Raw genomic sequence first — 17,690 nt, 5'->3', positions numbered from 1 at the left:
TTTGATGAGTGAAATTCACGTACCTGGACATTTGACCTCCCGCGCCCTGCGCGTTGCCATTGTCGGTGCCGGTCCTGCAGGCATCTACGCAGCAGACCTGCTCAATAAGAGCCAGCCTGTTTCCTCCGGCGAGTTGTCCCTCAAGGTGGACCTCTTCGATGAGCTTCCCACCCCGTTCGGCTTGATTCGCTATGGCGTATCCCCGGACCACCCGCGCATTAAGGGCATCATCACCGCCCTGCACAAGGTGCTGAATAATGACTGGATCAACTTCTACGGAAATGTTGGTCTGGGTCGCGACATCAGCCTGGAAGAACTCCAGGAACGCTATGACGCGGTCATTATTTCAACCGGCGCCCAGAAGGACGCAGACCTGAACATCCCAGGTGTTGAACTTGCTGGATCCCATGGTGGCGCGGACTTCGTTTCCTGGTACGACGCACACCCGGATGCGGATAAGGACTGGGACCTGTCGGCCAAGGAAGTTGCCGTGATCGGCAACGGCAACGTCGCGTTGGACGTGGCCCGTATCCTCTCCAAGCATGCAGACCAGCTGCTGGAAACCGAAATCCCGGCACATATTTTCGAACAGCTCAATGACTCGGCAGTCACCGATGTGCACGTCTTCGGTCGCCGTGGCCCGGCACAGGTGAAGTTCACCCCGTTGGAACTGCGCGAACTGTCGCACTCCAAGGATGTGGATATTGTCCTGTACGAAGAAGACTTCGACTTTGACGAAGGTTCGGAGGAAGCAATCCGAACCAGCAACCAGACCAAGACCATGGTTGCGACCCTGACCAACTGGTTGATTGAACAGGAGGAACGCGAGGAAGCCAGCAGCGCTTCTCGCCGCCTGCACCTGCACTTCTTGCAGTCTCCGGTTGAAATCCTCGGCGAAGATGGCAAGGTCACCGGCCTGAAGCTTGAACGCAATGAACTCGACGGAACCGGTAACGTCAAGGGCACCGGCGAATTCGTCGAGTACCCGGTCCAGTCCGTTTACCGTGCGGTGGGCTACTTCGGCTCTGCCGTGGATGGCATCGAATACGATGGCAAGCGCGGCGTGCTGCCAAACGTCGAAGGCCGTGTGCTGGATGCTAGCGGCACCCACATCGACGGCTTGTACGCGACCGGATGGATCAAGCGCGGTCCAATTGGCTTGATCGGCCACACCAAGGGCGATGCCCTGGAGACCATCAACCACCTGCTTTCGGACCTGGGCAGCCTTCCGGTCCCAACCTCCGAGCAGAGTGCAGCCGAACTCCTGGAATCCCGTGGCGTGGACTACGCAGACTGGGAGGGCTGGATGAACCTGGACGAACAGGAAAAGGCTCTGGGCGCTGCCGCAGGCACCCTCGAAACTCGCTTCGGTGAAATCACCCGCGACCGCATCAAGCTCGTCGAGCGCAACGACATGCTGGAGTTTGCTCGAGCAAAAAAATTAGCTAAGAGCCTGTAGTACGCAGACAGGTTCAGGAATAACTGGCACTCGATGATCTTTTGATCATCGAGTGCCATTTTCCTTTAACCAGCAAAAGCAAGAAAGCGATCCGGCGGATCTTGATCGTGCCCGAAGCAAGGCGTCTGCCGGGGCTACCCGGGCCCCAGGCTAAAACGGAAATGGGAGAGGCGGTTGCCCGTTATGTCGTTGACAGCTCCTAAACTCCGAGGAACATAGGAGCTGCCGGCCGAACCACGGCCTGGCCCGACAAGGATTGGTTCTTTGCGTTCGCGGCGTTCCTCATCGACATTCCCGCCAGCCTGCTTGGCAATCCAATCCGCAGACAGGTAATTAGATTCCGCCCACTTGATCATGTCCCAAGTGATCAAGAAGTAAGAGGCGAACCTCATCGAGTTGATGATGTTCAGCCCGATGCGCAGACGATCTCCGACCTCTTTAGCGACGCGCCCGTCACCGCGGTCTTTTGCTCCATTTTTAACCAGCTTATACAAGAATTCTTCCGCAGTGCCTTCACCCTCCGGGATCGGGAAATCGGGGAGGCGCTGCCGGTCGTCAGGAATGGTCCGATCAGCAACCTGATCAGCGACCAGCTGGGTGTTGGCACATGCCTCTCCCCATGCGGAAGCTGCGGCTTCATTTTGGGGTTGCCAAGTACGGCTAGCATCTCGTCCTCGGACTTGATGTAGTAGTCCGGGGTGCCGTTGGAACTGAACCGTTCGGGATCATCTAACGTTTTCTTCACGACGGCTAGGAATGCATCGTACGCGTGGGCGTCCTCTTGGTGTTCGTAGTGGCAGTCGTTGGTAGCGACCAGTGGGATGCCGGTTTCCTCAGACAATGCGCGGATCTCACGGAATGCATGCACCTCGGCGCCAATGCCGTGGTACATGACTTCAAGGAATACATGCTCGCGTCCCACCGCATCGATGAGGATATCGAGGTTCTTGCGAGCTTCAGTCCGAAATAGCTCTGCGGTTTGCGCATCGCCTCGCTTCTCAGTTGCCCCCGCGCGGGACAGCGGCCCGGCGACTGGCCCACCCAAGCAGCCGGTGAGGATGGTCAGTCCTTCCCGGTGCTTTTTGATCAGGTCAAAATCAATTCTCGGCTTATACCGAAAGTAATCTTCGGCTTTGTTGTGCAGGGCGAGCAGGTTCTTCCAGCCAGTTTCATTGCGCGCCACCACGGTAAGGTGCATGTACTTCTTGGATTTTTCTTTGCCGTCATCAGCATCAGTGGCGTTGTCGTCATCGTTGGCTACCGTCTCGGAGTTCTTCTCGGAACGCGAGCCGATCGCCAAATAGAACTCCACACCGATGATTGGCCTGATGCCCTCGTGCAGGCTTGCTTTACGGAACGCGTAGGCGCCAGTGAGATCTGCGTGATCGGTGATCGCCATAGCTTCCTGGCCTAGAGCCGTGGCACGCTTCGGACCGGCTTCATCACGACGCAGGCCATCTAGGGATCTCATCTCCGAGTGGACATGCGGATGGGTGAACGCCATTGTGGCTGCCTTTCGACGATTGGTATTTCGGGGAACGATCCCCGTAATCCTGTCTATGCAAGGGAGAGCTCCACAGGGCTTGGAACCCATTTGTGCGGGAGATTCCGGACAGCTCCCCGGACGCACAAAACCGCACCGAGGTAGCACGGTGCGGTTTTTACCGGCTTCACGCCGTTCTAGGTCACTGCTGCAGCGCTCCGGTGCTCTGAACCTCCCGGCTGAAGTCGGGAGCACGCCGCACTAAAGGTCGGAGTCAGCTGCTTCTCGCTGGCGGTATAAACCTTGCCGGTTTTCGAACGAGAATACGCTTCGAATCCTTCGCCGACTCAGGTAGACGCGGCACAATAGGTGTCTCCATGGGGGAGAAGCCCCGCTTCATCAAGGTGCTCGGAATCGCCGAATTAGTTATCTTCCGCGGTACCCTGGCCGGCTTCCTCCGGGGTGGCCTTGTCCTGGCTCCAGGGGATTGCGCCGAAAGTGGCAGCAAGCACGCCTGTGGTGAGGATGGCGGCAACAGCTACGCCGGTCATGATGCAGGGGAGGTCAAAGGAGCCGGATTGTCGGTGCAGCCGCGCGCGGCAGCACGCTGAAGTTCTTGGAGGTATATGCGTTGGAACATGCACAGAAAGGCGGCAGTCTAAGCTCAGATTGCCCTACTCCTCGATCGCAGGGTCTTCGGTGAACCAACTCGCGCAACGATGAGGTCTTGTTCTACGGTGCACCCCGCGAACAGAAAAGCACCCCGCTTCCGTGGTGGAAGCGGGGTGCTTCTAGGTTATTGTTTCAGCAATCTATCGGGTCGTACGCCAGCGTCAGTCCAATTGATTTTTTGTGCGTGTCGCAGCAGTTCGTCGCCGTAAATGATCAAACGATTGTGTAGATTTATTTTTGCCTCCCCATCTAATGGGTATCTACTAGTAAATCGAAAGTTAAGGTGAAGTAGTGGCTAAACTCTTAAAGCGTATTGTGGCTTCAACTGGAGCAGCAGTTTTGGCCACGTCACTATTGGTGACTCCTTCATTCGGCGCACCCATTACTCCGGAGCTCCAGATAGATACAAGTGATCAAACGTTCGAAACTCTTCGGTCCAACATGCCACAGGGTGACCGTGTCAAGTTCGACCGCCTATCCGGGGCGCAACAGCAAGAACTTTTAATAGCAGCTCTCGACCCGGAATCCACGTTCAATGCTGGGACCGGGAAGTGGAAAAATGTAAAGGAAACAGATTCCAGCGGTGCGGTAGCAGCCGTAGCTCAGCCTGCTGATCTAAATTTTGGGCAGATGGCGGCTACTAAGCGTAAAACGGATTCGCACAAAAAATCGTGGAAAATGTTTGGAATCACCTACGCCTCAGTTGAAGCACGAATGACTTACCAGTACAACGGTAAGACTGTTACCAGCATCAACAGCTGCGGAGGTTTCTATACGAACCTGATTCCACTCAGAACCATTCAATCGATACCTTCGCAGTACTTCGAGAGCAAGAAGACAAAAGCAGTTTGCGAAATCACTTGGCATGTGACCAAGAGCGGCGGTATACAAGAAGGTAAAGCTGTTCAAGGATTGCGTGTAAGCGGGAAAGGAGTTCGCATTGGGTATTGGGACTACGATGCTTGAGATAAATCTATTTGAAGCCATATTCCTCTTCGTGTGGCTTGCTGTGATTGTGATGACTGCTTGGAATCTATGGATGGAAAGATCTTTCAAAAACCTTGTTGTCTTACTTGCATCAGCAATAATTCCCGTACTGGGCACAGTTGTTGGAATTGTCGTAGGTGGCCTCGAATGGGCCAGACGCGTAAAGGCTCACCGAGAAAGTAAGGCTTGATCACGCCCGCTCTCTCACTGTCTTGGAGAACAAAAGATCGGCCTCGAACCAAAGTAGGGTTCGAGGCCGATCTTTTGTTAGAAGATTCCTGAATATCGACGTCATTTGGATCGGTGGTGATGGGAGCACGCCGCACTAAAGGACGTGCGACATCCGGCTCGGAAACCGCCGGGACTGCGAGGCCTTCCAAACAATGCCGTTCAAGCAAGTCCTTCGGCTGACCGTATTGCTGGCATGACTCATAGTTCATCAAGCGAAATCGAAAGCCTTATCCGACAAGATGCCCTGGGGAAGCCCGGTCGGGTCTACGATCCCCATTTCCTTCGACTCATCAGCCCTCCGTTTGCAACCTCCGTAGAGAGCTAACCGAGGCGATATCTTTCGCCTAAGGCCAGCAGGGCTGCATGGCCCACTTCTTGCCGTGCATCAGGAGCCGCGGTGAAAACTTCATGAAACTCTTTGACGACATCTTTCCAGAGGGCGGATCTTCTGCCCCGACGAGGGCAGTCGATCATCTGGGTTGTCAGGCCAGTCAACCAGAGACAACCGGTACCGGCCAATGACATTGTGTCCACGTTCGCTGTCCAGAACAGAATCGATGCAAGGTACGCGCGCGGTAACCCCTTGGCGTCCGCATGCTTCGGACGTGTTTCGTGCCATGATTCGGGATCTGAAAATCGAAATAGGTTCTGACTTGAGGATTTAGCATCCAAGTGGTGCTGATGTGGTTACTAAAAATCCGTGTTTCGGTACGCTAAAGAGCATGGAATCACGATTCATTCGCAAAGTTCGCACCGCGTCCGGCGTGGTTGCAGTGCAAACCGTGGTGAAAAATGGCCGGACCATGACCGGCGTTGAACACCTGGGCTCTGCGAACACCGACCAAGACCTTGCGGCCCTACTGGCAACAGCGAAAGATCGGCTGCTTCCCGGCCCGGACACCCTCGATTTCAGCGTAGAGCAAGAGCCCGTGACCATAGGCGATATCCCGAACTGGACCGTGCAATAGCTTCCTGAAGAAACACGCTCCGTAGGCCGACCACGCAGCGCCCCAGCCACTGTCCTCTGGGAGATTTTTGAAGCAGCTTGCGACCGGCTCGGGTTCAGCATCCTAGACGCTCCGGCGTTCAAAGCCATGGTGCTGGCGCGGCTGATCGAGCCGACCTCGAAGGCACAGAGCATTCGTGTCCTCAAGCAGGTTGATGCACCCCATCTTTCCTTGCGCACGTTGTTCCGCAGCTTGGGCACCTGCATCGACAAGGACTACCGCGACCTGCTGGCCAAAGCCCTGGCGCCTGCCGACCGGCAACCGCCGGACTGGCTTCTTTAGTCATGTACGACGTAGCCACACTTCATTTTTGAAGCGAAAGCCGAAGAAAAACTGCGCAAAGGTCGGCATGAGCAAGGAACGCCGCGTCGACCCGCAAATCCAGGTCGGACTGCTCGTCGACCCGGCAGGGTTCCCGCTGGAACTGCTTATGTTCGAAGGGAACAAGGCCGAAACCACCGCGATCATCCTCGTGCTCGAAGCGTTCCAGGAACGCCACGGCATCACCGACCTGGTGGTCGTGGCCGACGCCGGGATGCTCTCGGCCAACAACCTGAACGTGATCGAGGATGCCGGGTTCACGTTCATTGTCGGCTCCCGGCTTACCAAGGCACCTTACGACTTTCAAGAATATTTTGATGCCAAAGGCAACAGGTTCACCAATGGGGAGGTACTCGAATCCACCCGCCTGATGGGTACCGGGAAAAATGCCTGGGAACTCAGGGTGGTGTACCAGCGGTCGGCCAAACGCTTGGCCAGGGACAACCGCAATATTAACCTCATGGAACGCAAGGCTCTAGCGGTGGCCGAGGGGAAGTCCCTGTTGAAGAAGATGCGGTTCCTGAAAGTGACTGGAGCCGAGAAAGAGCTGAACGAGAAGATCATCGAACGAGCCAGGATGCTGGCCGGACTCAAAGGCTACGTCACGAATCTGCCAATCGAAGCTGTGCCTGCCACCAAAGTGATTAGTGCTTATCACGACCTGTGGCAGGTTAAAGCGTCTTTCAGGATGACGAAATCAGACCTGCGTGCCAGGCCGATCTTCCACCGTGAAGTGGATTCCCTTGACGCGCATTTGACCGTGGTATTCGCTGCACTGGCTATCGGTCGGCATCTGCAGAAACTGACCGGATTGCCGTTAAAGCGGCTGATCACCGATCTGAAGGCTGTCCGATCAGCGAAGGTGCTGATCAATGGGCAAGTGGTGACCTTCGTTGCGCAGATTACGGAAGGGGTGGGAGAAGTACTTTCCAGACTTCGTGGTGGTTACTAAGGAATTTGGCACGACTCAGGGAAGGGAAAATTGCCCCTCCCATGAGCTCCAGTCCTTGCACAGACTACCTTTAGGCGGTGATCTTTTCGACCGGCTCAGCCCCGGCGCCTGCCGGAACGCTGCGGCGAAGCATGACGAACAGCAAGATCATTCCTGCGGTCAGGGCCATGTGTCCAAGCCCGGCGATGCCGGAGATCATCTTGGATGATTCAAGGCCCAGCACGGTGAGCATGCCGTGGGTGACCTGCATTCCTGCGGTCAGGATTACTCCGGCGTTGTAGATGCCAAGGAACCAGGCATACAGCTTGCGGTGGGCACTGAGGTTGAAGGCCTTCTCCAGCAGCAGGACCAGCAAGGTGACGATGAATCCAAGGACCAGCAAGTGGGTGTGAACCACCGACAGCTGCGTCCAGCCGCCTTCGGGGAATTCATTGATCTTGGTGAATTCGCGGTAGAAGAGTCCGGAAGCAACGCCTACGAGCATGTAGGCAAAGGCGATGTTGATGAGCTTACGCATGGGTTTCACTTTCAATGAGTTCGGCATTCGAAGAATTTTCGGGGGTAATGCTGGTGCCGCGGTATCCGAAGACCGGCGACTTGGCGCGGCCCAGCAAGATGAACAGCGCCGGCAGGAGCAAGGTTCGCACCACGAAGGTGTCCAACAGAACCCCGAGGCCAACGATGAGGCCAAGCTGGCCAAGAACCATCAGGGGCAGACTGGACAGGGCGGCGAAAACGCCGGCCAAGACCACGCCAGCACTGGTGATCACGGCGCCGGTCCGGCTCGTTGCGTTGACGATCGCTTCATCCAGTGGCAGCCGGGCCGCATCTTGCTTGACGCGTTGGGTCAAGAAGATCGTGTAGTCAACACCCAGCGCGACCAGGAAGACGAAGGCCAGCAGCGGCACCTGGACATCCAAGGCGGCCGTGTCGAAGACCATGGAACCGAGCAAGGAACCCAAGCCAACCGCGGCCGCAGCGCTGAGCAAGTTAGTCAGCGACAACACCAGCGCTGTGCGGAATTTGCCGGTAACTACCCAGAGCATCGCCAGGCACACAAGCACGATCAGCGGAGCGATGACCGCGAAGTCACGAAGGTGGCTTTGGTGCGCGTCATAGGCTTCGGCAATGGATCCGCCGACCAACGCCTCGGCGCCGGAAACCTGATTCAATTCGTTGCGCAGCGACTCGATCAGTTCAAAGCTCTGGGGAGAGCCGGATTCGCTGTTGCCGACAACCATCAAGCGTTCGAGCCCGGAATCCGGTAGCGCGGGCAGCAGGGTGGCGCGCTCCACGCCTGGCAAATTTCCGGCTACCGCGGTGACCGCTTCTCCGGTACCAGGTTCTGCCAGTACCGTGATCGGGGCGGTTTCACCGATCGGGAAGTGCTCGGCGAGCCGTTCGGTGGCGGAAGAGGATTCGGTGGCGCTCCGGAACTGCTCGGTCTGGCGCAATCCCACGTTGGTTGCCCCGAGCGCCGAAGCGAGGACCACCAAGATCAAGACCAGTGCCGACAGGTTCACTACCGGACGCTTGATGACCGCGGCGGCGGCCTTGCCCCATAGGGAGCGCTTTGCCGCAGCCTGATCCGGTCGAGGGATCAACGGCCAGAACACCTTCCGGCCACAGAGCGCCAGCAGCGGGGTGAGTACGAACAGGTTGAACGCGGCGGCCACCAGCAGCCCGGCGGCGCAGGCAATTCCCAATCCGCGCGTGTCATCCATAACCGCCAGTGCCAACGACGCCAGGGCGAAAACCACGGTCAGGTTCGAGGAGGCAATCGCTTCGAAGCTATTGCGCCAGGCGCTCGCAAGCGCCGCACGGTGATCGGCATGCTGATGCAGTTCATCGCGGTAGCGCGAAATCAGCAGCAGGGCATAGTTGGTGCCGGCGCCAAAGACCAAGACGCTCAGTACACCAGAGTCGAAGTGCAGATTCAATGGCTGGCTCAGTGCGTTGGCAATGAGACTCGCGCTGCGGTCGGCCATGGCCACCACGATCAGTGGAATCAGCCAGAGAACCGGGGAGCGGTAGGTCAGGATCAGCAGCACCGCAACGATGCCGATGGTCACCGCAAGTAGCGTGAAGTCGGCTCCGGCGAAGGTGGCCGACAGGTCGAGCCCGAATGCTGGAGCGCCGGAGACCTCGATCAAGAATCCCGAATGATTGTGTGCGCTGATCTGTTCGCGCAGCTCGGCAACGAGCTGCCGATCGGCGTCGGTTCCCGCGCTCTCCCAGGAAGCTGTGAGCAAGGAGAGCCGGCCGTCTTCGCTGGGCAGCGGCTGGGAGATCTCCACGGGAAGCGCGGTGGTCAGTTGGCCCGAGATTGTCTCGAGGCCCTTGAGGTCGTTGCTGCTGAGCTTGTGCTGATCGCCGTGGCCGGCGACGAGCAACGCGGATTCCTTTCCGGAGTCGGGAATCTCTTCCAGAAGCTTTTCTACCTGGGCCGAATCGGAGCCGGTGACCAGCGTGCTGGTGCTGCGTTCGGCTGCCGGCGCGGAGCTGAGCAAACCGAAAACTGCGAGGATGGCTGCGAGCGCTCCGAGCAACCACAGGCGCGCACCGCGCCGTGAGCTGAGCGAGTTCGCTAGCGAACTGAGGACTGGATGTTTCATACTTCTAGTCAATGCCAAATATGGGTCTGGCGAATCGTGGAAGCGTTCGAACTGCTTGTCAACCGTTCGGTTGATACCGCAGGAGGTTGCGGGTTGCTAAATTAGTCCGTGATTGCGTGCGGCCTGCACCGCCGCGGTGCGCGTAGGGGCCTGGAGCTTGTCGAAAATATGCACCAAATGGGTCTTCACCGTCGCTTCGGAAACGAAGAGCGTACGCGCAATTTCGCGGTTGCTCGAACCGGTGGCCAGATGCTTGAGCACTTCTGTTTCCCTGCTGGTCAAGGTAATTTTTGGTTTACGCAGACCGGCAACGACGCGTTGAGCCATCTCGGGAGCCAGTACCGTGTATCCGGCTGCCGCTTGGCGTACCGAGTCGATGATGGTTTGCGCGGCGACGTCCTTGAGCAGATACCCCGCGGCTCCGGCTTCGATGCACTGCAGGATCTCGGCATCTTTGTCGAAGGTGGTCAAGATGATCACCTGTGGCGGATTGGGCAGTGCACGCAAGGCAGCGGTGGTCGCGACGCCGTTCATTCCCTCACCCAGACGGAGGTCGCACAACACGACGTCCACCGGATTTTTGGTGGCCAAGCCGACCGCTTCTTCTCCACTGCCTGCCTCGCAACGTACGGTAATTTCGTCGTAGTTCGCGAATAGCGCGCGCAGCCCGGTGCGCACGATCGGATGGTCGTCAACCAGCATCAGATTAATCAATTGCCCGCCTCCGGGTTCTTCAATGGGACGTAGGCCGACAGTGCCGTGCCTTCGCCCAAGGTGCTTTCAATGTCCAGCCCGCCACCTAGTTCGCGTAGCCGTTGGCGCATGGCGGGCAGTCCGAATCCTCCGGATTCGAGGTTCTTGCCGAGGGTGGATTGCCAGTTGCTCAGGTTGAATCCAATGCCATCATCAACGATATCGAGTCTGATGGCGTCTCCCGTGTCGACTAACGAAACGACGGTTTTAGCGGCTTTCGCATGCCGGCGTACGTTGGCGAGCGCGGACTGAGCGGTGCGCAGCAGCGCCACCTGTATGCCCGGATCCAGTACGGGGAGTTCGGCATCTACGCGCAGTTCGCTGGATACCGAGCTGTCCTTTTCGAAATCTACCAGCATGCGCCGCAAGGCCCCGGCCAGGGCATGCGCATCGAGTTCGCTGGGCGACATCGCGGTAATGATTCTACGCAGGTCGGTGAGCCCTTGCCCGGAGAGCGCCTCGATCCGGTCCAGGGCCTGGAAAGCCTGCGGGGCTTGTTGGGAATCCAGGGCGGCCTTCGCGTGGAGGCCGATGGAGGAGAGCTGCTGGGCTATGGTGTCGTGGATTTCGCGGGCTACGCGGGTGCGTTCGGCTAGGGCGCCGGCTTCATGCTGGGAGCGGGCCAGCTCTTCTTGGAGGTCCGCCATTTCCTGATGGGCGCGCAGCAGTGAGGAGACCAGTTCGTTGCGCTCGGCGATGTCGTTTTCCAGCTGCAGGTAACCGCGCGAGATGCCCCAGGCGAAGGTTCCGCCGACTAGCGGGCCGACAATTCCAGAAGCCGTGGTTTGCCCCTGATGGAGGAACGGGGCTACGACCGTCACCACGTAAACCGCAGCCGACCACAGCACAGAGAGCCCCAGGGCCAGCTGGTGCCCGATGAGCAGCCAGAGGCTGAACGCCAGCCACATGAATTCCGGTGAGGCCACCATGCCTAAAGCCCAGATGGCCAACAGGACCGCCAACCAGTATCCGGGGAGCCTCGTGCTTCCCTTGGACCGCAATACGACAAACCCGAAAAGATACCACAGGCCGAAGAGCGTGCTCGCTGCGATGGACAGCCAGGTGCCGGAGGTTGGACTGGAGATGGCTCGCAGCAGTGCGACGAGCAGGAGCACCGCGGTGATCAGGTGCTGGCCCCAACGCAGCGCGCGCACCGAGAGGACGCGTTGCTTGGAGATCCTTTCCGAAGATTTCCCCCTGCCCAATGCCGAAGTTGCGGTGCCTTCAGCGGTGTCCATAGTTGGCCCACCGTCTCGACAACATCTGCCTTGCACAAGAATTCATGTCTTTGACTCTATCTAAACGCAGGGCCACGCGGGCTTAAGGCGCGATGTTGATTCCGCGGACGCCAGCGCTCGATTCGGGCTCGATCAGTTCTTTAGTTCCGATTCATACCGCGTTTGGCAGCGCGTGGTTTCCATCAGGGATCGTGGCAGAAGTCCCGTTGAGAAAACTAAGGAGATATCTGAGATGAAACTACGTTCCCTCGCAGTAGGCGCGTTGGCCGCCTGCTTAGCCACAACTGCACTCAGCCCGGCCATGGCAGCGCCCAAGGGTGATCAGGACGAGACTATCTTGATCGGCCACCGTGGCGCCGCCGGGGTGGCCCCGGAAAACACCCTTGCAGCGATCGACGCCGGCAGCCGTTCAGGTGCCCAATTCGTTGAGATCGATATCCAGCTCTCCGCCGACGGGGTTCCGTTCATCTTCCACGACAATACCCCCGCCCGCACCACCAATGTGGCCGAGGTCTTCCCCGGCCGCGAAGCTGACCCAATCACCTCCTTCACCTGGGCTGAGCTGCAGCAGCTGGACGCGGGTTCATACTTCTCCGCGGAGTTCACCGGCGAAGGAATCCCGCACTTCGACGCGGTTGCAGATGCGCTGAACGGCGAAACCGGTGTGTTTATCGAGATCAAGTCGCCAGCTAATTCTCCCGGGGTCGAGCAAGTGGTCGCCGATTACCTGGCCACCGATCCGCAGTGGAGCGCATTGGAAGACGCCGGAAAGATCGAGGTGCTCAGCTTCGATGCGACGTCGAACAAGAAGTTCGCAGAAATCGCTCCGGAGGTTCCCTTGCAGCAGCTGGTCGGAACCGTTCCAAGCGAATCCGAATTGGCAGAAATTTCCGCTTTCGCCGATTCCTTCGGAACCAACTACCGCACCCTGGATGAAGCCGGCGCGCAGCGTGTGAAGGCTGCGGGTCTGGGCTTGGGCGTGTATACGGTGAACTCTGCCGAAGCCGCGCAGGCTTCGTTGGATCTGGGCGTGGAACGCCTGACCGGTGATTTCCCCCGGCAGATTCAGCGTCATTTGAAGGGGCAGAAGATTTTCCCATCGAATAACGGCGTGGTCATCGGCGATTCGGTCAACGACGTTCCGGGCAATGATCTCCAGGCCGAGACCGGCGAGCATGTGGTACTGAGCAACACCGGCAAGCGCACCATCGACGTCTCCGGCTACCTCGTTCGAGATGCTGGAAACAACCTGTTGCCGGTTGGTCAGGGATACTTGCTGGAACCAGGCGAGGAGCTGCGCGTGTACACCGGTCCGGGCACCAACGCTGAGGACGCCTACTATAACGGTGGCACCGCTAGCGTGCTGAACAACGGTGGCGATTCGCTGGCCCTGTGGACCGCGGACGGCAAGCTGGCCGATACCTTCTCCAACTAATTCCGGGAGTGGCTGTTCCCCGGGCTGCGCAGGAGGCATGCTCCGCCCGGGGAACAGCGCCGTTTAGCAATTGAGCACGTGGTCCCAGAGATACTGTTCGCCGACTACCGGAAGTCCATAGTGGCGTGCCTTGCGCGCCTTGCCGGATAGCGAATCCGGGTCGGCTGCCACCAGCATGCCGACTTTCTTCGTCACCGCTGGGTGCAGCTTGTAACCAGCTTGGGTTAATAGGGATTCCAGCTCCACGCGCGGACGGCTCATCTCGCCGGTCAACACAATGAGGCTCCCGGGTTCCAATCGCTTGTGAATCGCACCGGGACCTTGCACGGTGGCCACCGAATCACCGCGGGCCGGAGGGAGCAACGCCTGCTCTAGCGTGGCTTGGCCGATGCCCAGCAGTTTGGCTACCTGTTGCAGATCCGAGCGTTCGGCACCGGTGAGCACCCCGTCATGCCAGGCCGCAGTCGCCAATGAAGCGAAGTAATCCAGGTGTAGTTCCACCGCCCGAGCCCGATCGATTCCCAAGGAGCCTGCCAGCTCAATAAGTTGCGCCTGCTCATGGGCCGAGAGGTAGCGGTCAATCAGCGCTTGATCCAGCACGGCAAAATAGTCGTCGAATTGCTCCGCACCGGTCATTTCGGGCAGGCGCTGGACCAAGCGCTCTAAAAAGTGCTCCGCCGAAGCGCTATCGCCGACGCTTCGCTTCGCCGGGGCGAGCAGGACTTCCGGAGCCTGCGTCCGCCATCTTGCGCCGGCGGCTTGCTCCAAGCACTGGTCCCAGTCGGGCAGCGTTGGCTCTAGCTCCAGGTACCGTGAGAGCAATACCGCCGTTGCTTCGGCATCACCCGCGGCGCTGTGCGCCTGCTGCAAGGTAATGCCAAAGGAGTCGCAGCAGTCTTGCAGGGATCGTCCGGCGCCTTGCAGGAACTGGTGGGACATGCGCATGGTGCACAGTCCCCGGGGCAAGTAGAAGTCTGGAAGCGAGCGCCCTGCTCGGGCAAACTCTGCTTCGAGGAATCGCGCGTCGAAGGACAAATTGTGGGCGACCGCCACGGTGCCCGAAAGCCGCCACTCCAACTCGTCGGCAATCTGCTCAAAGCTGGGAGCCTGCAGCACGTCGCGGGCCTGAATTCCATGGATGCTTTGCTTGCCAAGGTCACGTCCGGGATTGACCAGTGTTTCCCAACGGTCAACGATCTGTCCTTGGCGATCCATTCTCAGCACCGCAATCTCGGCGATTCGGTCGTGCGCACCGGGAAAAAGCCCGGTGGTTTCCGTGTCTATAACCGCGAAAAGCCCGCGATCCATTTCCCGCCCCTAAATTTTGTGTCCTGCTTTCAAACTAGCCGGAGACATGGAGGGAATGCTAGTGCAGGCTGCCCCGGCCAACCACGGGCTCGCTAGCCCGGCTGGTCGGTGAGGATGACCAATTGAGCGGTGGCACGGGTCATCGCAATGTACCTGTGCACTGCTCCGGAAATTCCCGGGCCGAAATTTTCCGGACGGTTCAGGACCACCAGGTCGAATTCAAGTCCCTTCGCTTGTTCCGGGCTCAACGCGCGGATCCGGTCCGTGCCGTTGAAGCTCGGGTCGCCAATGACCACGCCGACCCCGAGCGGGTGTTCGTCTTGCCACTGGCGCACAAGGTCCTGTTGCCGTTCAGGCCTGGCGTAAATGACCGCCGCACCATCGGTCCGGATCGAGGAGGGCACGTTTGCATCTGGCAGCTGCTCACGAATCGCCGATTCGGCTGCGTCCATGATCTGTTCGGTGGTGCGGTAGTTCACGCTTAGCGAGGCAACACGGCAACGGGAAATGCCCGCGTGCGCCAGACGCTGTTCCCACGATTCGGTGAATCCGCCAGCGGCTTGGGCTCGGTCGCCGACGATCGTCAGGCTCCCGGAAGGGCAGCGCCGCAGCACCATGGCCCACTGCGCTTCGGTGAGATCCTGCGCCTCATCGATGATGATATGCGCGAAAGGCCCGGCCAAGGCGTCGGGGGACGGGTCGGCTTCGGTGCGCTGGCGAATCAAGGTGTCTTGAAGGTCCGCATGGCGCAACTGAGAGGACAGATCTTCCATATCGTCTGCGGCAGAAATCAGATCATCGATAACCTGGCTCATCAGGTCCCGTTCGGCGGCCAGCCGGGCCTCGCGTCGACGCGCCGCCGCCTCAAGCTCCGGATCGCCCACCAGAAAACGCGCGGCATCCAGCAGCGGCCCGTCTTCGACGGTGAATGCGCTCGGGTCCTTGCGGAACAAGAGTTCGGATTGCTCATTGGTGAGCCACGGTGCGCTGTAGCGCAGCAGCGCCGGGATGGAGTACAGCGCGCTCAGCAGTTTTGCCGGATCCAATAGCGGCCAGTGCGCTTCGAAGGCTTGTGCCAACTGGACGTTCTGGGCCAGTTCCCTGCGGACTTGCTCCTCGGCTGCGCAGCCTTCGGGAAGCTGTTCGAGCAGGATTTCTTCGAGCGCCTCTCGAATCTGCAGCCGGGACTCGTTGTGGTTGGTACCCGGCTCGACCGCCGCGAAGGCATGCTCCCAGTGCCGCACCGTCAACCGCAGATCGGCCCACCGGGTCTCGACGAGCAGGTCTTGGGCTGGCGGTTGCTCGAATACGCTCACCGCCCGGCGCAGGGCAGCCAGCATGGCTCCCGAGGTCTTCAGCGTCGCTACCTCGCTGGAGGCCTCGGGTTGCGCCGCGCGAATTTCGGGGACCATTGCCTGCAAGGTGGAAATGAGCACGTCTTCCTCGCCCAGGTTTGGCAGGATATCCGAGACATAGGCGGTGTAGGCATTGTGCGGGCCGAGCACCAGCACGCGACCGCCACGGCCTTGCAGCTGCGCGTCGGCATGCAATAGGTAGGCGGCGCGGTGCAGCGCAACGACGGTCTTGCCGGTTCCGGGTCCGCCGTCCACCACTAGTGCTCCCTTGGCAGAGGAACGGATGATGGCGTCCTGATCCGCCTGGATGGTTGAGAGCACATCCTGCATTTTTCCAATCCGGTTGGCACCGAGAGAGGCCAGGAATGCGGAATGTTCGTCCAAGGAGGGGCTCGCGGTGAGCTGCGCCAAGTCGAAGACCTCATCCCAGAAGTCGATTATGGCCCCTTGGCGCCAACGATAGCGCCGCCTGCTGGAGAGATTCATCGGATGAGCGTGCGTGGCAGCGAAGAATGGTTCCGCGGCCGGCGCACGCCAGTCCACCAGCAATTGCGCGGAGTTTTCATCGGAGAGTCCGACTCTTCCTACGTAAGTGCGCCGTCCGGTAGTTGCCTCAACCATGAACCCCAAGCATGCCTCTGGGCCTAAGCGTTCGAGCGTGTGCAGCCTGCGGGCTAGCTGGTGCAAGTCAACATCGCGTTCCAGGGACTGCTGCAGGTTTCCGGCGCTGTCTTGACCGCGCGAGGCGATGCGCTGAGCTGCTTCCTGACGCTGCGCATCCAGGCGCTGAGCGATGCGGCGAAGCTGATGCTGATCTTCAAAAATTTGCTCGATTATTTGCTGGTTCTCCATAGGCTCGGATAGGTGGAAATAGCCGTGAATCGGATCGGTGCGCATAGTCTTGCTCCGGTCTTTTGCTGCGAAAGCGGTGGGGGACAAGTACCTATTGTGAGCCTTGCAGGGGGTCTTGTGGCAAGGCCCCCTGCAGGCTATATTCTGAAAATGTAGGGACAATTGATGTTCCACTTTCACTGGGCATTGCGGCCCTGGCTCAACCTGCTTTCGATGCTCCGCCTCTTGTTTCTCCGAACGTCTAGCTCGCCTTGTTCAAAAAGTTCGGGAAACGCATATTTTCGTAATTGACCTATTGGTTGTTTCTCTAATTCTTGATGTTTATCGTAAAATTTGATTAGCTGGGAGTCCTTTCCAGATGCCAAGGGCGGAAGCGGCCGATGACTCAAGAGCTGAACATTCGACGAAGCGCGGCGGGTATTGCCCTGATCATGTTCGTTGCCGGGCAGTCCGGAACTCTGAGTTGGCCTTGGGCGTTTGGCCTGGCCGGCTCTTTGGCGGTCATTGGAGTTCTGCGTCTGGCGATCGAGCGCAAGGCAGGGCCGAACTTGCGGCGTATCACGATGAAACCGGGTCTGCTCCTTTGCCTGGTGCTCATGATGCTCGCTTCGGGATTGCTTTCCGAGCTGGACCCCGTGGTGCGATTGCTGCTTGGTGCCGGCGCGGCCGTATTGCTCTACCGCATCGCGCTGCGCGATGGCGAAAAGCAGATCCAGCGGTACGTTGAAGACGTTGAGAGTGATCCAGCTTTCATCGCGGTGAATTGAGTTTTCAGCGCCTGCCAGACGCGCTAGACTGGAAGGCATACGACGTTGATCCGGATATCGCCGGGGAGTCCTTGGAAGAACCCTCGGGACGGCTCTGTTGCTTCCGAATTAGTAGAACCAAGCGGGACCAGCCCGTCATAGCTGATGAGAAGCGGTTCGCCACCATTGTGCGCAAGCATCACGGTGGCGGATAAGCGGGGTGGTACCGCGGCCAAGTGCCGTCCTCGTAGGCAAGATTTTCGACCCTACGCTTGA

The 17,690-nt window shown here is 58.9% G+C and carries 13 protein-coding genes and 1 pseudogene; 6 read left to right on the top strand and 8 right to left on the bottom strand.

What is annotated here, in order from left to right:
- Positions 1-4 precede the first annotated feature (4 nt).
- Positions 5-1,459, top strand: coding sequence for an FAD-dependent oxidoreductase (locus ACT3UA_RS00265; RefSeq protein WP_096285038.1), 1,455 nt, complete (start codon positions 5-7; stop codon positions 1,457-1,459).
- Positions 1,460-1,593: 134 nt separating this feature from the next.
- On the opposite strand, the gene ACT3UA_RS00260 is transcribed toward ACT3UA_RS00265, so the two are convergent.
- Together ACT3UA_RS00260 and ACT3UA_RS00255 are read right to left on the bottom strand one after the other, a co-directional pair.
- A complete protein-coding gene (locus ACT3UA_RS00260) occupies positions 1,594-1,953 on the bottom strand; it encodes a hypothetical protein (RefSeq protein ID WP_176484129.1) in 360 nt (119 codons plus the stop codon).
- A complete protein-coding gene (locus tag ACT3UA_RS00255; protein WP_176484128.1) occupies positions 1,866-2,930 on the bottom strand; it encodes a PHP domain-containing protein in 1,065 nt (354 codons plus the stop codon). Before ACT3UA_RS00255 ends, ACT3UA_RS00260 begins: the two co-directional genes overlap by 88 nt.
- A 389-nt stretch (positions 2,931-3,319) precedes the next feature.
- On the opposite strand from ACT3UA_RS00255, the gene ACT3UA_RS00250 reads away from it, so the two are divergent.
- The 3 genes and pseudogenes from ACT3UA_RS00250 (at position 3,320) to ACT3UA_RS00240 (ending at position 7,112) form a co-directional block, all read left to right on the top strand.
- The gene (locus tag ACT3UA_RS00250; protein ID WP_096285032.1) at positions 3,320-3,553 is read left to right on the top strand and encodes a hypothetical protein; all 234 of its coding nucleotides are present in this window, start codon (positions 3,320-3,322) and stop codon (positions 3,551-3,553) included.
- A 352-nt stretch (positions 3,554-3,905) separates the two neighbouring features.
- The gene (locus ACT3UA_RS00245) at positions 3,906-4,580 is read left to right on the top strand and encodes a hypothetical protein (protein ID WP_141393506.1); all 675 of its coding nucleotides are present in this window, start codon (positions 3,906-3,908) and stop codon (positions 4,578-4,580) included.
- A gap of 974 nt (positions 4,581-5,554) precedes the next feature.
- Positions 5,555-7,112, top strand: a pseudogene (locus ACT3UA_RS00240) (IS1634 family transposase).
- A gap of 70 nt (positions 7,113-7,182) precedes the next feature.
- Here ACT3UA_RS00240 and ACT3UA_RS00235 read toward each other — a convergent pair.
- From ACT3UA_RS00235 to ACT3UA_RS00220, 4 genes are all read right to left on the bottom strand, one after another.
- On the bottom strand, positions 7,183-7,629 hold the full coding sequence (locus tag ACT3UA_RS00235; RefSeq protein WP_096285022.1) for a DUF2871 domain-containing protein: 447 nt from the start codon (positions 7,627-7,629) through the stop codon (positions 7,183-7,185).
- The gene (locus tag ACT3UA_RS00230) at positions 7,622-9,727 is read right to left on the bottom strand and encodes an MMPL family transporter (protein ID WP_096285020.1); all 2,106 of its coding nucleotides are present in this window, start codon (positions 9,725-9,727) and stop codon (positions 7,622-7,624) included. The genes ACT3UA_RS00235 and ACT3UA_RS00230 overlap by 8 nt, the downstream gene beginning before the upstream one ends.
- Before the next feature lie 96 nt (positions 9,728-9,823).
- Positions 9,824-10,441 carry a response regulator gene (locus ACT3UA_RS00225; protein ID WP_255248390.1) on the bottom strand — a complete coding sequence of 206 codons (618 nt, stop codon included), beginning with the start codon at positions 10,439-10,441 and terminating at the stop codon, positions 9,824-9,826.
- A complete protein-coding gene (locus tag ACT3UA_RS00220) occupies positions 10,438-11,718 on the bottom strand; it encodes a sensor histidine kinase (RefSeq protein ID WP_096285016.1) in 1,281 nt (426 codons plus the stop codon). Before ACT3UA_RS00220 ends, ACT3UA_RS00225 begins: the two co-directional genes overlap by 4 nt.
- A gap of 232 nt (positions 11,719-11,950) precedes the next feature.
- Between ACT3UA_RS00220 and ACT3UA_RS00215 the strand changes: the two genes are divergently transcribed.
- Positions 11,951-13,153, top strand: coding sequence for a glycerophosphodiester phosphodiesterase family protein (locus ACT3UA_RS00215; protein WP_096285014.1), 1,203 nt, complete (start codon positions 11,951-11,953; stop codon positions 13,151-13,153).
- 63 nt (positions 13,154-13,216) lie between these two features.
- Here the strand turns inward: ACT3UA_RS00215 and ACT3UA_RS00210 are convergent, their stop codons facing one another.
- Both ACT3UA_RS00210 and helR read right to left on the bottom strand, forming a co-directional pair.
- A complete protein-coding gene (locus ACT3UA_RS00210; protein WP_096285012.1) occupies positions 13,217-14,461 on the bottom strand; it encodes an exonuclease domain-containing protein in 1,245 nt (414 codons plus the stop codon).
- 92 nt (positions 14,462-14,553) lie between these two features.
- Positions 14,554-16,713, bottom strand: coding sequence for an RNA polymerase recycling motor ATPase HelR (helR, locus tag ACT3UA_RS00205; RefSeq protein ID WP_096285010.1), 2,160 nt, complete (start codon positions 16,711-16,713; stop codon positions 14,554-14,556).
- A 335-nt stretch (positions 16,714-17,048) separates the two neighbouring features.
- Between helR and ACT3UA_RS00200 the strand changes: the two genes are divergently transcribed.
- Positions 17,049-17,435 (top strand): hypothetical protein, encoded by a 387-nt coding sequence (locus ACT3UA_RS00200; RefSeq protein WP_096285008.1) that lies wholly within the window; start codon positions 17,049-17,051, stop codon positions 17,433-17,435.
- Positions 17,436-17,690 lie beyond the last annotated feature (255 nt).

Source organism: Glutamicibacter sp. 363 (assembly GCF_052379505.1).
In the GTDB taxonomy this organism is placed as follows: domain Bacteria; phylum Actinomycetota; class Actinomycetes; order Actinomycetales; family Micrococcaceae; genus Glutamicibacter.
This window is presented reverse-complemented; position numbering and strand designations above follow the sequence as displayed.